Annotated in this window: 12 protein-coding genes; 6 read left to right on the top strand and 6 right to left on the bottom strand. The window is 44.1% G+C overall.

Annotated elements, in window-relative coordinates:
- Positions 1-369 precede the first annotated feature (369 nt).
- Entirely contained in the window at positions 370-1,224 is an 855-nt protein-coding gene (locus R7Z49_RS15765) for a co-chaperone YbbN (protein WP_033906924.1), read from the top strand.
- A gap of 60 nt (positions 1,225-1,284) precedes the next feature.
- Here R7Z49_RS15765 and R7Z49_RS15770 read toward each other — a convergent pair whose 3' ends face one another.
- Genes R7Z49_RS15770 through R7Z49_RS15795 form a run of 6 tightly spaced genes read right to left on the bottom strand, consistent with a single transcriptional unit; the run spans position 1,285 to position 12,037 of the window.
- Complete coding sequence (locus R7Z49_RS15770) at positions 1,285-5,049, bottom strand: cellulose synthase subunit BcsC-related outer membrane protein (RefSeq protein WP_258489519.1); 3,765 nt, start codon at positions 5,047-5,049, stop codon at positions 1,285-1,287.
- On the bottom strand, positions 5,040-6,146 hold the full coding sequence (gene bcsZ, locus R7Z49_RS15775; RefSeq protein ID WP_318111819.1) for a cellulose synthase complex periplasmic endoglucanase BcsZ: 1,107 nt from the start codon (positions 6,144-6,146) through the stop codon (positions 5,040-5,042). Before bcsZ ends, R7Z49_RS15770 begins: the two co-directional genes overlap by 10 nt.
- A complete protein-coding gene (gene bcsB / locus R7Z49_RS15780) occupies positions 6,146-8,431 on the bottom strand; it encodes a cellulose biosynthesis cyclic di-GMP-binding regulatory protein BcsB (RefSeq protein WP_186584428.1) in 2,286 nt (761 codons plus the stop codon). Before bcsB ends, bcsZ begins: the two co-directional genes overlap by 1 nt.
- Positions 8,421-11,060: a UDP-forming cellulose synthase catalytic subunit gene (gene bcsA, locus R7Z49_RS15785; RefSeq protein ID WP_258489520.1), complete on the bottom strand. Its 2,640-nt coding sequence runs from the start codon at positions 11,058-11,060 to the stop codon at positions 8,421-8,423. The genes bcsB and bcsA overlap by 11 nt, the downstream gene beginning before the upstream one ends.
- Positions 11,061-11,063: 3 nt before the next feature.
- On the bottom strand, positions 11,064-11,843 hold the full coding sequence (gene bcsQ / locus R7Z49_RS15790; protein ID WP_005382068.1) for a cellulose biosynthesis protein BcsQ: 780 nt from the start codon (positions 11,841-11,843) through the stop codon (positions 11,064-11,066).
- Positions 11,840-12,037 carry a hypothetical protein gene (locus R7Z49_RS15795; RefSeq protein WP_021034149.1) on the bottom strand — a complete coding sequence of 66 codons (198 nt, stop codon included), beginning with the start codon at positions 12,035-12,037 and terminating at the stop codon, positions 11,840-11,842. The genes bcsQ and R7Z49_RS15795 overlap by 4 nt, the downstream gene beginning before the upstream one ends.
- A 470-nt stretch (positions 12,038-12,507) precedes the next feature.
- Here R7Z49_RS15795 and bcsE point away from each other — a divergent pair, with 470 nt between their 5' ends.
- From bcsE to R7Z49_RS15820, 5 genes are all read left to right on the top strand, one after another.
- Complete coding sequence (gene bcsE / locus R7Z49_RS15800; RefSeq protein WP_053303303.1) at positions 12,508-14,091, top strand: cellulose biosynthesis protein BcsE; 1,584 nt, start codon at positions 12,508-12,510, stop codon at positions 14,089-14,091.
- Positions 14,088-14,264: a hypothetical protein gene (locus tag R7Z49_RS15805; protein WP_017819966.1), complete on the top strand. Its 177-nt coding sequence runs from the start codon at positions 14,088-14,090 to the stop codon at positions 14,262-14,264. The genes bcsE and R7Z49_RS15805 overlap by 4 nt, the downstream gene beginning before the upstream one ends.
- The gene (gene bcsG / locus R7Z49_RS15810) at positions 14,264-15,889 is read left to right on the top strand and encodes a cellulose biosynthesis protein BcsG (RefSeq protein ID WP_025767002.1); all 1,626 of its coding nucleotides are present in this window, start codon (positions 14,264-14,266) and stop codon (positions 15,887-15,889) included. Before R7Z49_RS15805 ends, bcsG begins: the two co-directional genes overlap by 1 nt.
- A 153-nt stretch (positions 15,890-16,042) precedes the next feature.
- On the top strand, positions 16,043-16,960 hold the full coding sequence (locus tag R7Z49_RS15815) for an SPFH domain-containing protein (RefSeq protein WP_005382060.1): 918 nt from the start codon (positions 16,043-16,045) through the stop codon (positions 16,958-16,960).
- A gap of 3 nt (positions 16,961-16,963) precedes the next feature.
- Positions 16,964-17,425 (top strand): NfeD family protein, encoded by a 462-nt coding sequence (locus tag R7Z49_RS15820; protein WP_017634826.1) that lies wholly within the window; start codon positions 16,964-16,966, stop codon positions 17,423-17,425.
- Positions 17,426-17,669 lie beyond the last annotated feature (244 nt).

The following is a 17,669-nucleotide window of genomic DNA, read 5'->3' on the forward strand; positions in this document are numbered from 1 at the left end:
GCGGGGATTCTTTCGCCCAAAGTGATTGAGTTGCTTAGATTTGGTATCGCCACCCATTACGTTTTGTAGCAATGTTTATACTACTGTGAGGCAACAATGACATTAAATCAGCTTAACTGGCTTAGTGTGGGTGTAGTGTTGACCATGTTCATTCTATTTTGATACCGCACTAACAAATAGCATTAGAATTGCGCTGCTTCGGCAGCGTTTTCTTTTTATCTAACACCTGAGCAGCAATAACCTCACTCTGTTACCTCACGTTTTCTCAAAATAGAATGATTCATTATTGATGGTGAATGTCGCTTGAATTTCACCTAAATCAACTCCATATCTAATATCAACGACAAGACACAAGGCAAGGATACTCTGATGCAATCCCCATTTATCGTTGAGATAACAGAACAGAACTTTCGCGAAACGCTTGAAGGTTCAATGAACACGCCCGTTTTGATCCACTTTTGGGCCAACGCTCAGCCAGAAAGCGCACAGATACTCCCTGAGTTGCAATCTCTTGCTCAACAGTACAACGGTGCATTTACGCTTGCTCTACTAAATTGTGAAGTTCAGCCCGCTTTAGCGTCTCAATTTGGCGTGCAAGTATTGCCAACTATCGCGCTGTTTATAAATGGTCAAGCCGTCGATGGTCTGGGAGGCCCCCAGCCAATTGATGCCATTGCCACCATGCTACAAAAGCATTTGCCAAGCCCAGATGAACAACTATTAAAACAAGTCAGTGAACTTCTTCAGCAAAGTGAGCATGCTCAGGCTTTGAGCATCATCCACACTTTGCCGCCAGAGCTGCAAGAGCGTGGTGATGTGAAACTCGCGATGGCTGATTGTTTGCTAGAAACCAAACAATTTGATATTGCCCAAGAACTACTGAACGCTATCCCTCTCGAGTATCAAGATAACTACTACAAGAGCCTAATAGCCAAGCTCGAGCTGCATTTGCAGGCTGCAGATAGCCCTGAATTACAGCGACTAGAACAAGCATACGCAGCAGACATGGCAAACTTCGAACTCGCTTGTGAATTGGCGGTACAATACAACCAAGTTGGTCGGGATGAAGAAGCGTTGGAACTGCTGTGGAATATTCTTAAAAAAGACTTGGGCGCCCAAGACGGTGAAGTGAAGAAGACTTTTATGGATATTCTCAGTGCACTAGGTCAAGGTAACGCATTAGCAAGCAAATATCGTCGCCAGCTTTACTCAATTTTGTACTAAGCGTCGCATTCTTCTAGGAATAAGACAACAAAGGCCGGGACTTCCGGCCTTTGTTTTTTGTTAGAAGTCGCTATACAGCGTTGGTGCTGCTGGCGGATACTCTATTGGTTGCCAACGATCATTAAAGGTGTACTTGGCATAAAGCATGAAATGGTTTGGTGTATAAAACTCAGAACGTTGTACATCGACTAACGCCCCAAGGTACCAACGTTTGCTGACTCGCTTTTCCACCGCCGCTTGCAACGACGTACCAAAACCACCACCTTTGTCTGACTCCGCTACTGTCGATAAGTATGGCGCGTCTTCCTTAGTCCAAGAGTTAGAGACGGATGCACTCAATTGATATGACCAAGAACTGTTGTACCGGCCATAAAAGTTGATAGGTAAAGACACCGAGAAGTAACTTTGCGGGCTGTAGTAGCCACCGTGACCTAGCGTGTACTCACCCAGGTTTTTGTCGTAATCAAGGTACATTAAGTTCGTACCTATACTTAAACGCTGGTCATCCGTTGCAATTAACTTGTAGTACGCCCCACCTAACACGCCTAAACGAGTGTTGTCTTCAACCTTTTCACCAGTCAAAACATGATACTGCAAGCTACTCCAAAAACCGTAAGGGCCACCAATGTCCCAACTTGAGCTCAACTTCACACCAGTACGAGCAACTCCGCCCCATTTAGTCCCTTGAGGGTCAGTCGTGCCGCTAGGGACAGACATTCCAGCATAAGAAAGCGCGCTACTGGTCTCTGGGCGACGCGAAGCTTCTGCCGTCCAACCGAACTCACCCAGGTCCCCATTGATGCGCACACCACCAACCCATGTGGTATGGTCGAAACCAATTGGTGTCGTGCCGATATCGACCAACCAATCTTCAGCCTGCCAGCCCACTCCAAATGCCATACCTGATGCGTCATTTTGGAACGAAGTGCTGTCAGAATCGGTGGTTTTTTCATAATAGTCCAACTGACCTGAATCGATAGAAACATAATCGGCTTTTAGCAACAGGTGCCCATCCCAGCTCTCTATCGGGATTCGGGCTTCTATGGGCACTTGATTCGAAGTATTACGGCCATCTCGTGCACTGTAATCCCAGCCAATCATGACATGCCCATCACTCCGATCATGCAGTTTATCGATGTCCGATTTGACGTTACGAGTCAACCAGTAGTCGTCAGCAGTATCATATAGCTCGCGTAAGCTTAGGGGTTCTTTTTTCGCCTCTTCAGTTTCACGATTTTTATCCATTCGGTCACGATTTAAGGCTTGATAGGCGCGTGTTTCAGCTAACGCCCACTGTTGATTTTCCATTGCTATAGACATGCTATTGCGAAATGCTAATGCGTCAGCATCAGGCATCGCATCCAACAACTGATTTAGCGCATTAGCGTCATTTCGATAGCCTTGTTGATTAAACACCGCGGCCACTGTCATCAACTGTGCCGCAGTTAAGCTATCGCGCTTTTTATTCAAAATGAGGTGCATGTCGTGATACGTCGCTTCATATCCAGTCAAAGCACTAGCTTGCAACATGCCAATTTCTGCTTGAGTTTTAAATGGCTCAGGCTTTAAAGAAACTTGTTCATACAAATCCAACGCAAGCTTAGGCTGTTGATTAACCAGCATCAGATCCGCTTGACTCAACAGTCGACGGGTTTTGAGTTCATCAAGCTGTAATGCTTCCGAAGCACTTAAATCTTGTGTTGCGGAATTTAATGCTAAGTCCACGTACCAACGATCAAAATCTTCAAAGTGATTCAAGCTTACCATCATGCTGCCGTAAGCCAGTTTGTCATCGGTTGACCAATCTTCTGAAAGCGAAATGTTTTGGAAAATCCTCTCAGCTTCCTTAACTTCATCAATGTCTAACCACGCACTCACTAGACGAGCGAGCGGTTGAATTTGACCTTGATAATCCGACTCTAGCGCACGTAATGTCGCCATTACTGATTCGGGAGAAGCTAAGTAACGCGTTTGAATGTCTCTCAACTGAGCATCAAGCTTCAAGCGGGTTAAATTGCGCTGCATTGCGTCTGTCATGTCATGTTGTGCGATACTCTCTAGCTCAGCGATGGCCTCATTCACGTTGAAGTCCTGCGCGAGATAAAGCGCGTAAGCAAATTTCATTTCAGGGTCATTACTAGATGTAGCCCAATCGGACATCAGCGTATCCGCGCGTACTTTGTCGCCCATTGAATGAACCACGTCAGCAATATCAAGCCTTAACCATGGGGAGGTTGGCTGTAGCGCAATCAATTCCTCTACGGACGCTTTCATCGTTGCCTGATCATTTTGAGCGATTGCGATCCGCAGACGAGTCAAAATAACTTCCGACTTGATGCTCGCTATTTTTTCAGCGACCACTTTCTGCTGTGGGGCTGAGTAACTGCGCGCGAGTGCTTCCGCGCCAGACCAATCTTGCTGCTGAATACGAACATCTAAGCGACCACGCAATGCAGAGCTATTGCTGCTATCCAGTTGCAAAGCTTGTTTGAAAACCTTCTCTGCCGCGGCATAATTTTCTTGTACCAGATACAAAGAGCCTAATGATGAATAAGCATAAGGTTGGGATTTATCTACTTGAATCGCTTTTTGATAAGCGCTTTCTGCTTGCTTAAACTGGCCTTTTTCGACCAAGGCATCACCTTGATCAAGATACGCCCAATATTGAGAAGTCTCGATTAGCGCTGCCCATTTTGAGGCCGAGTCAGGATTATGATCTAAGTGCTGAGCCTGTTTAAAGTATCCGAGCGCTTTTTGTTGCTGCCCTCTACGTAGATAAACCTTACCCATAGCACCAAGCAATTCAGGATCTTGCGGACGAGTCGTCAACGCATAACGCAGCTGAGCTTCTGCTTGGTCGGTTTTATCTTCCTCGAGCAACGCTAACCCTTTGAGCTTGGCGAGATAGGTGGGGTCTTTGCGTAGTTCCTTTTCCTTTTTCCAGCGTTCTTTCGCGCTTTGATTCGCTCTTTGTATCTCCATGTCAGACGGGTAGTAGCTAGCTAAGATGGCATATTGCTGAACAACTTGATCTGAAATAGGCAATTGATCCAATGCACGCAACCACGACGTTGCCGCATTTGTTCCAACCGAAGGAGCAAGCGCTAACTTTTTATAGGTATCGAGAATCCATGGATCAGCAGGATTCTCTTTGCGAATATGGTTGGCTAACGCGAGTTGAAAAGACGGAACACTAGGATAATTTGCATTTAAACGTTCCAGTCCCTGTTTCACCGAGATCCAACTGCCAGGCAAATTACTTTGCAACTGTAGGAGTTCAAGTTGTAACGCTGGTGATGGCATTCCATTTGGGAAAAGGGCTTTGTAAGCTTGAATCGCTTCATCGTAACGACCAGATTTTGCAAGCAACTGAGCGCGCTGATAATCCGCTCTTTTCTCTCCCTGAATAGCCATAATCGATGACAAGTTTTTCGCTTGAGTCGAATGAGGCGCCTGTCTGATTAAGCGCTCAAATACCGGTTTTGCTAATTCTGGCTGCTTACGTTTCAGATACATATTCGCTTGATAGAAAAGCCCCGTTGGATTGCTTTCTTCAATCGCGAACAGCCTCTCCAGAGTACTCTCGACAATATCATCTCGGCCAATCGCATCCGCCAGTTTTAGCTGCTCAACCAACCACTCAACCGAGTCAACTCGTGCTAATGATGTGGAAAATTGAACCAGCTCGATAGGCTTGTAGACCTGTGCGAGCTGCGACTTTGTCAGAGGTTTTGAGCTAAAGCTTTCTGCATGCACAGTGCCGACGCCACCAGCCGCCAAAGCAACCAGTGGAATCCACCATAACACGTATCCTGTTACTGACATCTCTCGCTCCATACAGGAAGCAATTCACCTTGCACACCAAAACGGTAACGTTCTTCATGCCAACCAAGCCCAAATAGACTTAATACGTTGTCGTAATAATGATCGTTTTTGTCCACCACAAGTTCATTTTGAGCACGACGAAACTGCGTCTCCAACAGCGCAGATTCACCAGAAGCCGCGAGTAACGGAAGAGCCGCAGCAGAAAAACCTGCGCTTCCTGCTTGGGTATATTTACCCGTTTCAGTATTTACTTCTCTCGCTGGCGCACCAAGGGCTTTGGTTGCCGCGACAAACGGCTGCATTTTTTGTACTAATACTGCTTTTTCTGAAACTTGGTCATTTAGCATACCCGCCCAAAGATAAGTGCGGATCGCGTTGTAACTGCCCATCGGCCCTGTAACCACATCTGAGCTATAACGACCATTTCTCAATACTGCCCAGTTTGGGCTAAAGCCAGCTGGCATCGTTTTCTCTAGCATGTGAACACTTGCCTTATACATTGAGTCCCAGTTGTATTGCGGGTACAGCGACTGCATACGAGCAATCAGTTGTAACGGAACATAACTCGGATTCACACGGTACTGGCCGTCGGCATCAAAGCCCGTTGGAGCTGGCAACAATACCGTTCCAACTCCCGCTATGTTGACGGTTTCTTCACGTAAAATACGACTCGCGATCAGATGTCCAAGGGTCTGATAGTAGTAGTTATTCCATAATCTCCCCGCCTCAACAAGGGAGTAAGCTATCCACAAATCAGAATCTGACGCTGGGTTAGAATCCAAGACTCCGAACTGACCATTTTCTTTTCTTCCCCACAACCAAGCAGGAAGCCTTGCCGTCAAATCCCCACCAGCCAAATGTGATTGAGTCCATTTTAAAACCTGATCGAAGGTTTTAGGGTCATTGGCAACCAAGGCAAAGAACAATGCGTAAGATTGGCCTTCCGAGGTTGTAATCATACGCTCGTCACTGCCATCAACGACTCGGCCTTGCTCCATGTATACCGACTTAAATGTTTCCCATTGTGGCCACTCGCAGGTGTTAGCCCACAAGTAAGGAGACACGAACAACATAAGGAACGAGATGAGTTTTTTCATTATTCCTCTTCCTCAGTTTTTTCTAAACGTCTAGACGCGACTTGACGTAATACGCGCCAAAGCACAATGGTTACGATCACCACTAGCAAGGCGGCAAAGCACGCAACGATGACTGGGTGATTAGAGAAGTGATACCAAACGAGCTGCCACACAGGAAGCTTACCGACATAGTAGTGCGAACCCACGTTGTAGCTTGCTACTTCGTTATTTCTCAACGTCACCACCGAGCCAAACATGTGCTCCACTTTACCGGAGTCAGCCAACGCGCGATCAACCGACGAAAAATCTGACGGGTGAGCCGCCATAATAGAAATGACGCTGCGTTTTTTCGTAAATGGCGATTCTGCACCATAAATAGCAGCAAAAGAGCCTTCTGCCTCGACAGAAACATAATCTGCGGCGGCTTGACGAGCATCACTTGGACTCATCCAGTTCATTCCGAGCTGCTTTTCATTTTTGCTTGGTAGGCGAATTTGTCTCTGACCCTCTTTAACCACTAAGTTAACTTGGTCAGGATTATTAGCGGCTTCTTCTAATGCATCCACAACACCAATCGTCAGGATATCTTTATTTTTTAGTTTCTCAGCATTCCATTTATCTGTCAAAAGCACCTGAATACCTGGGTACCCAGAGTCACGTCCCAATGACCCCATGACGTTTAAGAAGGTTTGCAACACTTCTTTTGGAGCACTCTCTGGAACAACAATAGCAGTTTCTGACAAATCAGCCATGCGAGTGTAAGGAAAACCGGATGTAGCAAAAGCGCGCATGTTCGGCATTTCGATGTAGTGGGGGAAACCACTAAAATCAATAGTAGAATCACCATCAATAACCGCGTATTGCTTACTTGGCTGCGTTACCTGGCACTGCCCATCGGTCACCGACGCAAAACCAAACTCAAACTCAATTCGGTTTTGACTACCCACCTTAAAAGCCGGAATGCGAACAAACGTATCACCACTTAGAATGCCATCATCTAACAAAGGAACACGTATACGGTTAGATTCTCCACCTTGACCTTTTGTGGTTAGGTTGAACGCCTCAATGAATTGGTCATTAATACTCAAAGTCAGACGAGAGCCGGAATGATCCGCAGCAGGCGGTGAATAACGATAGTTAAGATCCATCGGTATACCACGGCTTTGCCAAGTAAAGAGATCGGGTGGTAAACGCAAACTTACGTTGATTGGTGGAGGCGTTCGGCCTTCCACTTGCAGCATGCTTTTTTGTTCGACTAACTCAGACAATGCAACAGGACGAGCCGTACTCACCCAGTTTGGCGCATCGTACGGGACTCGTGGTTTGATTTGTTTGACTTCATTAATCTTCGCGATTGGTCCAGTAAGAAGTTGGTTTCCCAACGCCAAACCTTGCACCGCAATGTTAAGATCCTTACTGTCACGGCCTATCACTAGAAGAAGCTTCACGTACGGGTCTGTTGGATGAGTGATGACTTGAAGACGAGGGCCATCCGTGTCTGGAAAATCTCTCAGAAACTCAGGTTTGTTGTCATTGGTAACAAAGACAATGGCGTTGCGCTTAGGTAACGTGTCGACACTAAAAGGGAATTGAGCACCACGCCAACCCGCAAGAGCACCAAAGTAAGAGCTCAAGACACCGGCAGCCTTGACATCATCTAAATCGTATTTGCTACCCATCACGACAGGCAGATTTAACTGGCTGAAATCACGGACATCAAAAAAAGGAGCCGGTAACAAACTCAAGTCACTTTCCAGCACTGTCTTTTGAGCAAGCATCTCAATTCGACTACTTTGGCTAATCTCAGCCCAAATGCTCGAGTCATTTGGATTGGCACACTCTTTCTGAGTATTCCCAATCAACTCAAAGCGAATTTGGTTGTAATTACTAAAGTAACGAGTGTCCAGCGGCATCGATAAGCTCAACTTTTTGCCTTGCTGGCCATCGACGATTGACGCTACTCCCATAAGTTCGTTGTTCAAATACACTTTGACGTGAGAAACCAAAGAGAGCAACGCTGGCGAAGGTGTGATATCAAAGTGCAACGTTGCTTTAGATACCACCTCATCGAGTCGCGAACCGAAACCAATATAAGCACTGGCCTCACTACCTTGGATAGCAATTGAACCACTGTAACCTAATTGACTAAATGGGATGACGCGCTTAAACACGGTCGAATCTTCAGCATCTTGCTGTGCCAAAGGCGTTGCTTGTTGCTGACTTACTTCTTGTGCCGCGAGACTGCACGACATACACATGAGAGTGATAGCCGTTGTCAACGCTGTTAGTTTTTTATTATTTAGCATGACTTGAGGTCCTGATTGGGACATAACGAGGTCTTAGTGACCAAATAAATTCGATACAAAATAAAAGTGCATCCACACTGACCTGAACAAACTTAGGACAATGTTGCAGCAAGCGTTTGTATCCATTAAAGCCGACTTGCAGTACAGCCTGCATACTCGATAGAGGTTTATCTGATTGATAACCTTGTTGCCATTTCGCCCATGTATCTGCACGTGCAAATGTACATTGGACGTATTGGATTTGTTGTTGATGAGACAATTCGTTGAGTTGTAAACCAAATATCCCCTTATGAGCATAGGCAACCGTCATAGGGAACACGAATTCTTGGCCACCTCGATTGAGGATCACTTCTAAGGTTTGACCGAGTAAGTAAGCACAGGTTGGTTCATCGACCCCGTCAATTTCTATGCGCACGCCCCCCAAAGAGAAATCCTTCATCTGCGCTTGTATTAAATGCCCAGAATTAAGCCTAACCGCGACAGGAATCGCCATCTCTACTCGGTGATCTTTTCGCACTTGTTTAGCTTCTACTGCAACCGCAACGGCAGCACCTAAAATCAACAGGTTGTACATCGTCCATACGAGATTCACGATAACTGTACCGATTTCATTTTGAGGCCCCCACCCCATTCGGTAAATCCCTACAGCGAAGCCCAAAATGTTGAGTGCAACCAAAACCAAATATGGTCGAGAGATCACCCAATCGTAGTGAGACTTTTCAACCAAACCGCCTTTTGCCGTTACGTTGAATGTCCCTTTATGGGGCGCAAACAAAGCCACCGTTGTTGGCCTTGCGATATACCAAGCAAGCACGGTTTCGTATACCTCACCCCAAAACGAATAACGGTAGTCACCCTGCATACGAGAGTTGGTCATGCTGGCGTGAATCATGTGGGGTAATACGTACAAAATGATCGCCAGCGCTGGCGCATAAATCACGTAGGAATGCAGCAACAAATAAGCCAAGGGTGCGATCAGGAATACAATCCTCGGGATACCAGATAGAAAGTGCAGCATGGCATTGACGTAACAAAGCCGTTGAGAGAGCTTAAGCCCCTTTCCAGTCAATGGATTATCGACCCTAAATATCTGCGCCATCCCGCGAGCCCAACGAATGCGTTGCCCAACGTGTGCAGACAATGTTTCTGTCGCCAAACCAGCAGAAATCGGCTGCTTAAGATATGCAGAACGATAGCCTAAACGGTGCATGCGCAGAGACGTGTGCGCATCTTCCGTCACGGTTTCGACTGCAATACCACCGACTTCCTCTAAAGGCTCTCGACGTAAAATAGCGCACGAGCCACAGAAGAAAGTCGCATCCCATAAGTCGTTACCATCTTGAATCAGGCCGTAAAACAAGTTGCCTTCGTTTGGCACGTTACGAAAGTTCGATAAGTTACGCTCAAAAGGATCCGGTGAGAAAAAATGGTGCGGCGTCTGAATAAGCGCCAACTTTGGATCTTTCAGGAACATCCCCATTGTGAGCTGAAAAAATGCTCGTGTAGGAATATGGTCACAGTCAAAAATCGCAACAAACTCACCGCTGGTCTGCTTCAACGCATAGTTAATGTTACCGGCTTTCGCATGTTCATTCGTTGGGCGGCGGATGTAGTTCACCCCTACACTTTTGGCGAAATCTCGGAAGCTATCACGCTTGCCGTCATCCAGAATGTGGATGTTAAGTTTGTCTTTCGGCCAATCGACACCTAACGAGGCATAAACCGTCGCTTTCACAACATCGAGATCTTCGTTGTAAGTAGGGATCATCAAGTCAATGGTTGGCCAAGTTGACTGATCCGGTGGCATCGATACTGGTTTGCGATTCAATGGCCAGATATTTTGGAAATAGCCAAGCATCAGCACAATCCAAGAATACGTCTCAGCTAGAAGTAAAACGCCCCCTAGAAACAAAGCAACAGGATCGTCCCAGTTCAGGGTAGACGAATAACGCCACCACAAGTATCGACATGAGGCCGTAACCGACAAGATGATCAAAAGCATGGTAGGAAAACGACCCGGCATGCGACGGACCATCATCGCTAATGCCCAGAGTAACAGCACAAAGACAGTCTGAGCCTGATAACCAAATGGCACCGTAAAACAAAGCAAAGCGATTAACACCACGAAAAACAACAAGGTGTAGTTCAACGCCATCGCTGACTTACTTGCTTTAATACGCTCTCGAACTTGTGGATCTTTGATGTTGTTCGCTGTCTGTTCTAACCAGCGGACGCCTTTTGCAACCAATTCAAATGGCAAGTAGAACGCATTGCGAATTTGCTCGGCTAAAGTCATCGCTAAGCTGCTGGTTTTTTTGGACCATGCTGTATTTACATTTACGTTTTGCCTGAAGCAAAGCAACCACACGCTTTGGATAATAAAACGTACAGGATCAAACCATCTTGGCGCAGCAAAATTAACGTTTGGATAGTAAACCAAAGGCAGTTTCCATGAGGGAACACCCGAAATAACCGGCTTTAAAAATACAAAACTCAATGAAAACCAAAAAGACAAAGCACACTCACCAACCCAGTTTGTTTTACAATTCCAGGCTTGCTCGTAAGCGTTCTTCTGCAGTCTGAATTGGTCCACTACCCAACGTTGGAAAATCAGATTAAGACTTCGCATAAATTAGCTTTGGTCCTGAGCGCTTGATAACGCTGATACACACCAAAAAGCAAAAGACTGAAAATCTTTTGCGGCTTGGCTCGATGGCGAATAGTGTTGAACGGTCGTCAGGTTTGCCACACATTCAAGCAATGCCGTATCTCGATGAATCGAAACAGGAATCAAGGATTCGCTAAGTTCCTTTTTCAGCACCAACATGAAATCACGACCAATTTCGGTTTCTGGCTGATATTTATTCACCAAAAAACGTAATTTATCAGAGCGAAGCAATCTCGATAGCTCTTCATGTTGTAGCCAAGATTGAAGAGTGAGATAACTCAGGGCGTCTGCCGTTACCACCACCACAATCATATCCATTGAGTCGACAAAAGATCGCACTTCAGGATCAGTAAGCTCTGCTAAGTCGGCGTGAAAAAGCAGCCACTGCTCACCACGGTTTTCGCTCACTTGCAACGTCATTTCACCTAGCATTGATAGATAGTGAGAACGCTCATTAAAAAACGCTTTTAACTGCTCAGAATTCAGATGGCCAAACGGTAAAAAAAGTGCACCTTGTGGGCTTTCATAACCAGCCTGGGTCCAAGGCTTATCTAAAAGAAGTTGTTTCGCCCAGCCTCCTTGCTCTTCCCTCGGCAAGCCAAGATGAGCTTGCAGTAAACTATTAGGCACCACCTCAATGGCCAGTACCTGTTTATTTATCTTAACTAACGCTTGTGCCAAATTCGCAGCGACGGTCGTTGAGCCACAGCCGCCTTTTAAACTAACAAATAGAAGGCGCTTCATATCGCTTCCGTTTCTGAATTTTTCTGCGTATTACGTACCAAAGATAGAACATTACGAGCACCGTTGGCTTTGAAGACTTGCCACTTATTTTTAACTTGTACGTAAGACTCGTTTTCTGTTGTTTCAATATACGTGTATTGAGTTAAGTTATAAGAAGAGTAGATCGAATTAATATCTTTTGCAGACTCAGTCATAGAATTTTTCACAATGTAACGGAGCTTAAACTGAGATAACAGCAATCCCGCCACTATCATTTTCAGTATAAATTCCATTGTTAAAAAATTGACGCATCGACCTATGCGTCTCATATTTATAGAACGATGATGAATGTGAATAAGTTTATTTATAGCCCATATAAATAACAAAGGCCTAAATAATATTTAACTTCAGAAAAAAGGATTACAATAATGAATTGTTACCATCCATTTAATACACATAAGAAATTTAAATATTTTAAATGAGAATCATAGACTTAGAGACTATTGATTTTAAACTCATAAACATCATGTGAAGCACATGCTATAACTATTTTAATTTCTGATCAATTTCGTTTAATATCTTAGCGTCATTTTCTTGTCACTAAGAAAATCAAAATTGTAACGATTAGCATACAACGGATTGTGAGCTTCACAAAACACATTAAGTTATTGATTTAAGGCTCTTTATGTCATCACTCTCTGAATCATCTGCTATTAAAAACGAACGAGAGATAAACTCTGTTTATGTAAACTTATTTACTCATAAACAGATGCTTATTGATTATTTGTTCAGTACACTACCGGAAAATGACAACACTTCACTTACAAGCTTTACAGACAAAGAAACTTTTTTGTCCACATTGAATGATGAAGCCTTAATGAAATTCAATGACTTATCTAAAACCCACCTTGAACAGTGTTTTTTTCTTAGTCATAAATTCACAAAAAAAACACCCAAAGCTATAAATCTTGCTAAAGACATTCACCAAACGAACATAAAGAAGTTTTCTACATGTCTATTAGTTGTTCCAGACTCGCTACTATCATCAACTAATGATGATTTTATAAGTGTCTTTCTACAAAGCTTAAATGAGCTGGCAAATAATAAAAAAATCACTATTAGTGTTTGTATATATGGGCATCTGACGACTTCACTATTAAAGCCCATTCTTATTTCTCATAATAGACACATTGCAGGTTTGGCGACCATGACATCATTAGATGACGCTCGCTACTGCTATCTTGTGGATTTTTGGTCCAATAAACACGGTGTAATTACCCAACACGAATACATTCTCACTAAAACTAAAGATAAAACACTAAAAGCAACGTCTTACGAAACGCATCAATCTCATGTCATGCCAGAAGACAAATCGGATAGCGATAGAATCTATGTCAGCAGAAGAGCTTTCAGAGAAAGCGTGAAAGCCCCAAAAGGGATGCGTGTGGCAGAGAGCAATCAAGGACTCATAGCGATGCTAGACAACCCTCGCTCTTCAACTATTGTTTTCAGCTGTGATAACCAAAGCGAAGTTCAACAGATCGCGTTAGATTGCTACCGTTTAAGGTCCGCGTATGGCCGTCAGCTAAAGATTATTGTCAGGGAGACCCAACAATGTCTGAGATATGCAGATGAAAAGTTCTTACTTCGCTCGGGGGCAAACTTCATTTCTCACGCGCAAATCCCCCCAATGCGCTTTATGACTCAGGTTGAAGCAATTCAAGGCCAGATGCTTACACGCCCAATTCCTGACAGTTTAGAGGCGCTCTTAAAGTATGACCTTAAGTTTGGTAGCAAAGGCTACTTACAAAACCAGGACTTTAGCCAATACTGTATTGACGTCATTTCCCACTCAACACACTCAAATGTGAACTTTGCGCTTATCAAGCTGAACTTATTACCAGGTATGACGGCAGAGGAATGTTTACGTCTTTGCCATATTCGAAGAGATGGCGACGTTGTGACAGCCTGCAACAAAGCTCTATATGTCTTGTTCAGTGCTATTCGACATAGCGATATTGATATTGCACTCAACAATATATTTGAGTTCCCAGTGAGAGACTTATTTCATTCAACTCACACGTTTGATACTCAATTAGATATCGAAACAGAGTTAAAATTCATCGTTCAAGATGAAGCCGTCATATCCGACGACGTTTCAGCTCTGGCGACAGAGAGGAAAATATTCCATACCGCCACTAACTCCATTACTGATGTTCCTCCTTTGTTTGCTGTGAAAAAAACCATCGAGCTCAAGGAGCGTTCATGAATATTAACGATTTTTTACTGACCGTGATTATCAGCTCAGGTATTGGCCTACTCCTAGGATACTTTATCCGTGACCTAGTAAACGCTACCCGACGCTTTTACCACAAGCACTTAAAACGCTCGCGCTATTTTGAGCTAGATACATCAGCCACTAATACTAAGAAGCTTAAGTAATGATATCGCATTCTCATGACTCTACCCCCTCTACTATAGGATTGGGCTGGTGGAATATTTACTTTATCGCAAAAACAGCGCTCTATTTTCAAGGAATCATCGATTTCCATCCAATAGAAAACTTTGCGCTGTTGATCTTCATCCTGCTTCCTATCTCGATGAAAAGCCTAAATGCGGTACGTCATATCGTTGTATTTGTCGCCGCAGCGTGGCTCTTGCATTACGATTCTTACCTACCTCCTCTAGACCGTCTTTGGGCTCAAGCGGGACAGTTAATGCAGTTTGAATTGAGTTATCTGGTCGAGCTTTTGGGACGATTTTTATCATTCCAAGCAATACTCGGATTGCTCGCTTTGTGTGGTGCGTACTTTATTTTGAGCAAGTTCGTTAGAGTTTCAGTCTTTGTGGTTATTGCGATGGTCTATATAAGTATTCCTATGACGACTGAACCTCAGACAACAGTGGCTGCAGAAGTAGCTCAACAACAGCCGACAACCGAGGTTACTGCTAGCAAACAACCTCAAATAACGGAAATTAATGATGCCAGTTTCAACACGTTAACTGCAGATTTCTTTTCTAAAGAAGCTTCTCGACGTGTGGCATTCGATACCAACAGCGCAATGGATGCTCCTTTCGATTTGTTGTTCTTGAGTATTTGCTCGGTCGCGTGGGATGACATCGAAATTGCAGGACTGGCCGATCATCCTCTATTCAAAGAATTTGACATCATGTTCGACAACTTTAGCTCTGCAACGTCATACAGCGGGCCTGCGGTCATTCGTCTGTTACGAGCTAATTGTGGTCAACAGGAACACAGTCAACTGTTCCAGCCAGCACCATCAAAGCAGTGCTACTTGTTCGAAAGTTTGAAAGAGCTAGGCTTCACAGAAAATTTACTGATGAACCACAATGGTGTCTTTGATAGCTTCCTTGAATTGATCAAAAAAGACGGCGACTTACAAGCGGCTCTTATGTCTCAAGAAGACTTAACTCCTTACCAAAAATCTTTTGATGGCTCTTCGATCTTCCGCGATAAGCAAGTATTGGATAACTGGTGGCAGCAAAGACTTAACAGTAGTGACGACAAAGTCGTGGCACTCTACAACTCAATTTCACTACATGATGGCAACAGGATCATCAATGCGAATTCAAGCACATCTATTGCTAGCTACAAAATGCGCCTTAAGAATTTGCTTGATGATCTCCACGCGTTCTTTAAAACCTTAGAGTCCTCAAAACGCAACATCGTTGTCGCTTTGGTACCAGAACATGGTGGTGGAATGCGAGGAGACCGCATGCAAATTTCGGGTATGCGAGAAATTCCTGCACCGACAATCATTCATACACCGGTAGGAATTAAAATCTTCGGAGAAGGAATTCAGCGTCAGGGCGACACCGAACACGTAAGCGAGCCATCTAGCTATCTGGCATTGTCGCAGCTCGTTTCGAATATCCTGGATAAAAACATTTATCAAAGTAAGACGTTTAGCCCTTCAATATTGACAGAGAACCTACCAGAAACACGAGTTGTCGCGCAGAACTCAGGCTCTACTGTGATTGAAGTACAAGGGAAATATTATGTTTCTCTTGATGGTTCAAGTTGGATTGAATACCCCGCAAAATAGCGAGAGTAAAACCATGCAATGACAAAGGCCGGTGTTTCCGGCCTTTGTCATATAAAAAACCAATAACCTCTCAAAGGTCTCAGAACTTCAATTGTCTATTGTCTATAAATAGGTAAAAATGGATCGAATATTATGCACTTAAGGGAATAACTAATGCCAATTGATTCACTGATCACCATCGGTATTTTCGTCGTTCTTGCTGTCGTTATCTTATCTTCAGCCATTAAAACGGTTCCGCAAGGAAACAACTGGACAGTTGAACGCTTCGGACGCTACACCCACACATTAAAGCCGGGTTTAAACTTGATCATTCCATTCGTTGATAAAGTTGGTCAAAAAGTAAACATGATGGAGCGCGTTCTCGATATTCCTGCGCAAGAGGTCATTTCAAAAGATAACGCTAACGTGGTTATTGACGCTGTCGGATTTGTTCAAGTGATCGATGCTGCAAAAGCGGCTTATGAAGTCAACGACTTAGAACACGCTATTAGAAACTTGACCCTTACGAACATTCGTACCGTTTTAGGTTCAATGGAACTGGACGAAATGCTGAGCCAACGCGACATGATCAACTCTAAGCTGTTGGCGATTGTTGACCAAGCAACAAACCCTTGGGGCGTAAAAGTCACACGAATTGAGATTAAAGATGTCCAGCCACCAGCCGATCTGACCGCTGCAATGAATGCGCAAATGAAAGCCGAGCGTAATAAGCGTGCGGAAATTCTTGAAGCAGAAGGGGTTCGCCAAGCTGAGATATTAAAGGCCGAAGGTCATAAACAATCAGAGATATTAAAAGCTGAAGGCGAAAAGCAGTCTGCTATTCTCCATGCAGAAGCACGTGAGCGTGCCGCGCAAGCAGAAGCAAAAGCGACTTACATGGTTTCCGAAGCCATTGCAAAAGGTGACATGCAAGCCGTCAATTACTTCATTGCACAGGGTTATACCGAAGCGATCAAGAGCATTGGTCAAGCCGAAAATGGTAAAATCATTATGCTTCCATTAGAAGCAACCGGACTAATGGGCTCGGTTGCAGGGATAGCAGAAATGTTTAAACAGCAAGATAAAGAATAATTTATGGACTTTTTTAGTTTGTTGGAAGGTATCTCTTTCTGGCATTGGCTAGCGTTTGGCTTTGCTCTTTTAGCAGTTGAGCTACTTGGTACCGCAGGGTATTTTCTCTGGCTCGGGATGTCTGCACTTATCGTTGGAGCACTCATGACCGTTTTGCCAATGAGCTGGCAATTGCAATGGCTTTGCTTTGCAAGCTTCAGCTTAATCACCACCTGGCTTTGGTGGCGACGACAATGGTCTAAAGACAAGCAAGAAGACCAAGAAAGAGATCTGAACCAAAAGTACAAGCAGTTAATTGGGCGTACTCTTATCCTTGAAGAAGACTTTTCCGTCGGGCTCAATCGCATCAAGGTAGCCGATACCACATGGTCCGCACAATCGGATCAAGCACTTCCAGCCGGTACCCGCGTAAGAATCACCGATGTTGAAGGTATTATTTTAATCATTGAGCCTGATTCTAATTAATTTATGCCAAAGTAATGGGGCAAATCATGCTCCATTACTTTAATCTAAACAACTGCTTTCATTTCATTACCTTAATTAAAATCGAGAAAAAAATAAGTATTAGTAATATTATTAATACCCTACCTACCATTTCCTATTATTTAATTATTCAACACACGACAATCAATAAGATAGAAATATATCTAGGTAAATTATCGATCTAAATTTATTTTAAAAAATAAAACTTTATTGAATTATTTTTTGA

This window comes from Vibrio sp. 1562 (assembly GCF_033340155.1).
GTDB lineage: Bacteria > Pseudomonadota > Gammaproteobacteria > Enterobacterales > Vibrionaceae > Vibrio > Vibrio alginolyticus.

Bases quoted from the DNA above. Each gene is read 5' to 3' on its own strand.
- R7Z49_RS15805 (WP_017819966.1), top strand. From the start codon at position 14,088: ATGAATATTAACGATTTTTTACTGACCGTGATTATCAGCTCAGGTATT.
- bcsZ (WP_318111819.1), bottom strand. From the start codon at position 6,146: ATGAAAAAACTCATCTCGTTCCTTATGTTGTTCGTGTCTCCTTACTTG.
- R7Z49_RS15820 (WP_017634826.1), top strand. From the start codon at position 16,964: ATGGACTTTTTTAGTTTGTTGGAAGGTATCTCTTTCTGGCATTGGCTA.
- R7Z49_RS15765 (WP_033906924.1), top strand. From the start codon at position 370: ATGCAATCCCCATTTATCGTTGAGATAACAGAACAGAACTTTCGCGAA.
- R7Z49_RS15815 (WP_005382060.1), top strand. From the start codon at position 16,043: ATGCCAATTGATTCACTGATCACCATCGGTATTTTCGTCGTTCTTGCT.
- bcsB (WP_186584428.1), bottom strand. From the start codon at position 8,431: ATGCTAAATAATAAAAAACTAACAGCGTTGACAACGGCTATCACTCTC.
- R7Z49_RS15795 (WP_021034149.1), bottom strand. From the start codon at position 12,037: ATGACTGAGTCTGCAAAAGATATTAATTCGATCTACTCTTCTTATAAC.
- bcsG (WP_025767002.1), top strand. From the start codon at position 14,264: ATGATATCGCATTCTCATGACTCTACCCCCTCTACTATAGGATTGGGC.
- bcsE (WP_053303303.1), top strand. From the start codon at position 12,508: ATGTCATCACTCTCTGAATCATCTGCTATTAAAAACGAACGAGAGATA.
- R7Z49_RS15770 (WP_258489519.1), bottom strand. From the start codon at position 5,049: ATGTCAGTAACAGGATACGTGTTATGGTGGATTCCACTGGTTGCTTTG.
- bcsA (WP_258489520.1), bottom strand. From the start codon at position 11,060: ATGCGAAGTCTTAATCTGATTTTCCAACGTTGGGTAGTGGACCAATTC.
- bcsQ (WP_005382068.1), bottom strand. From the start codon at position 11,843: ATGAAGCGCCTTCTATTTGTTAGTTTAAAAGGCGGCTGTGGCTCAACG.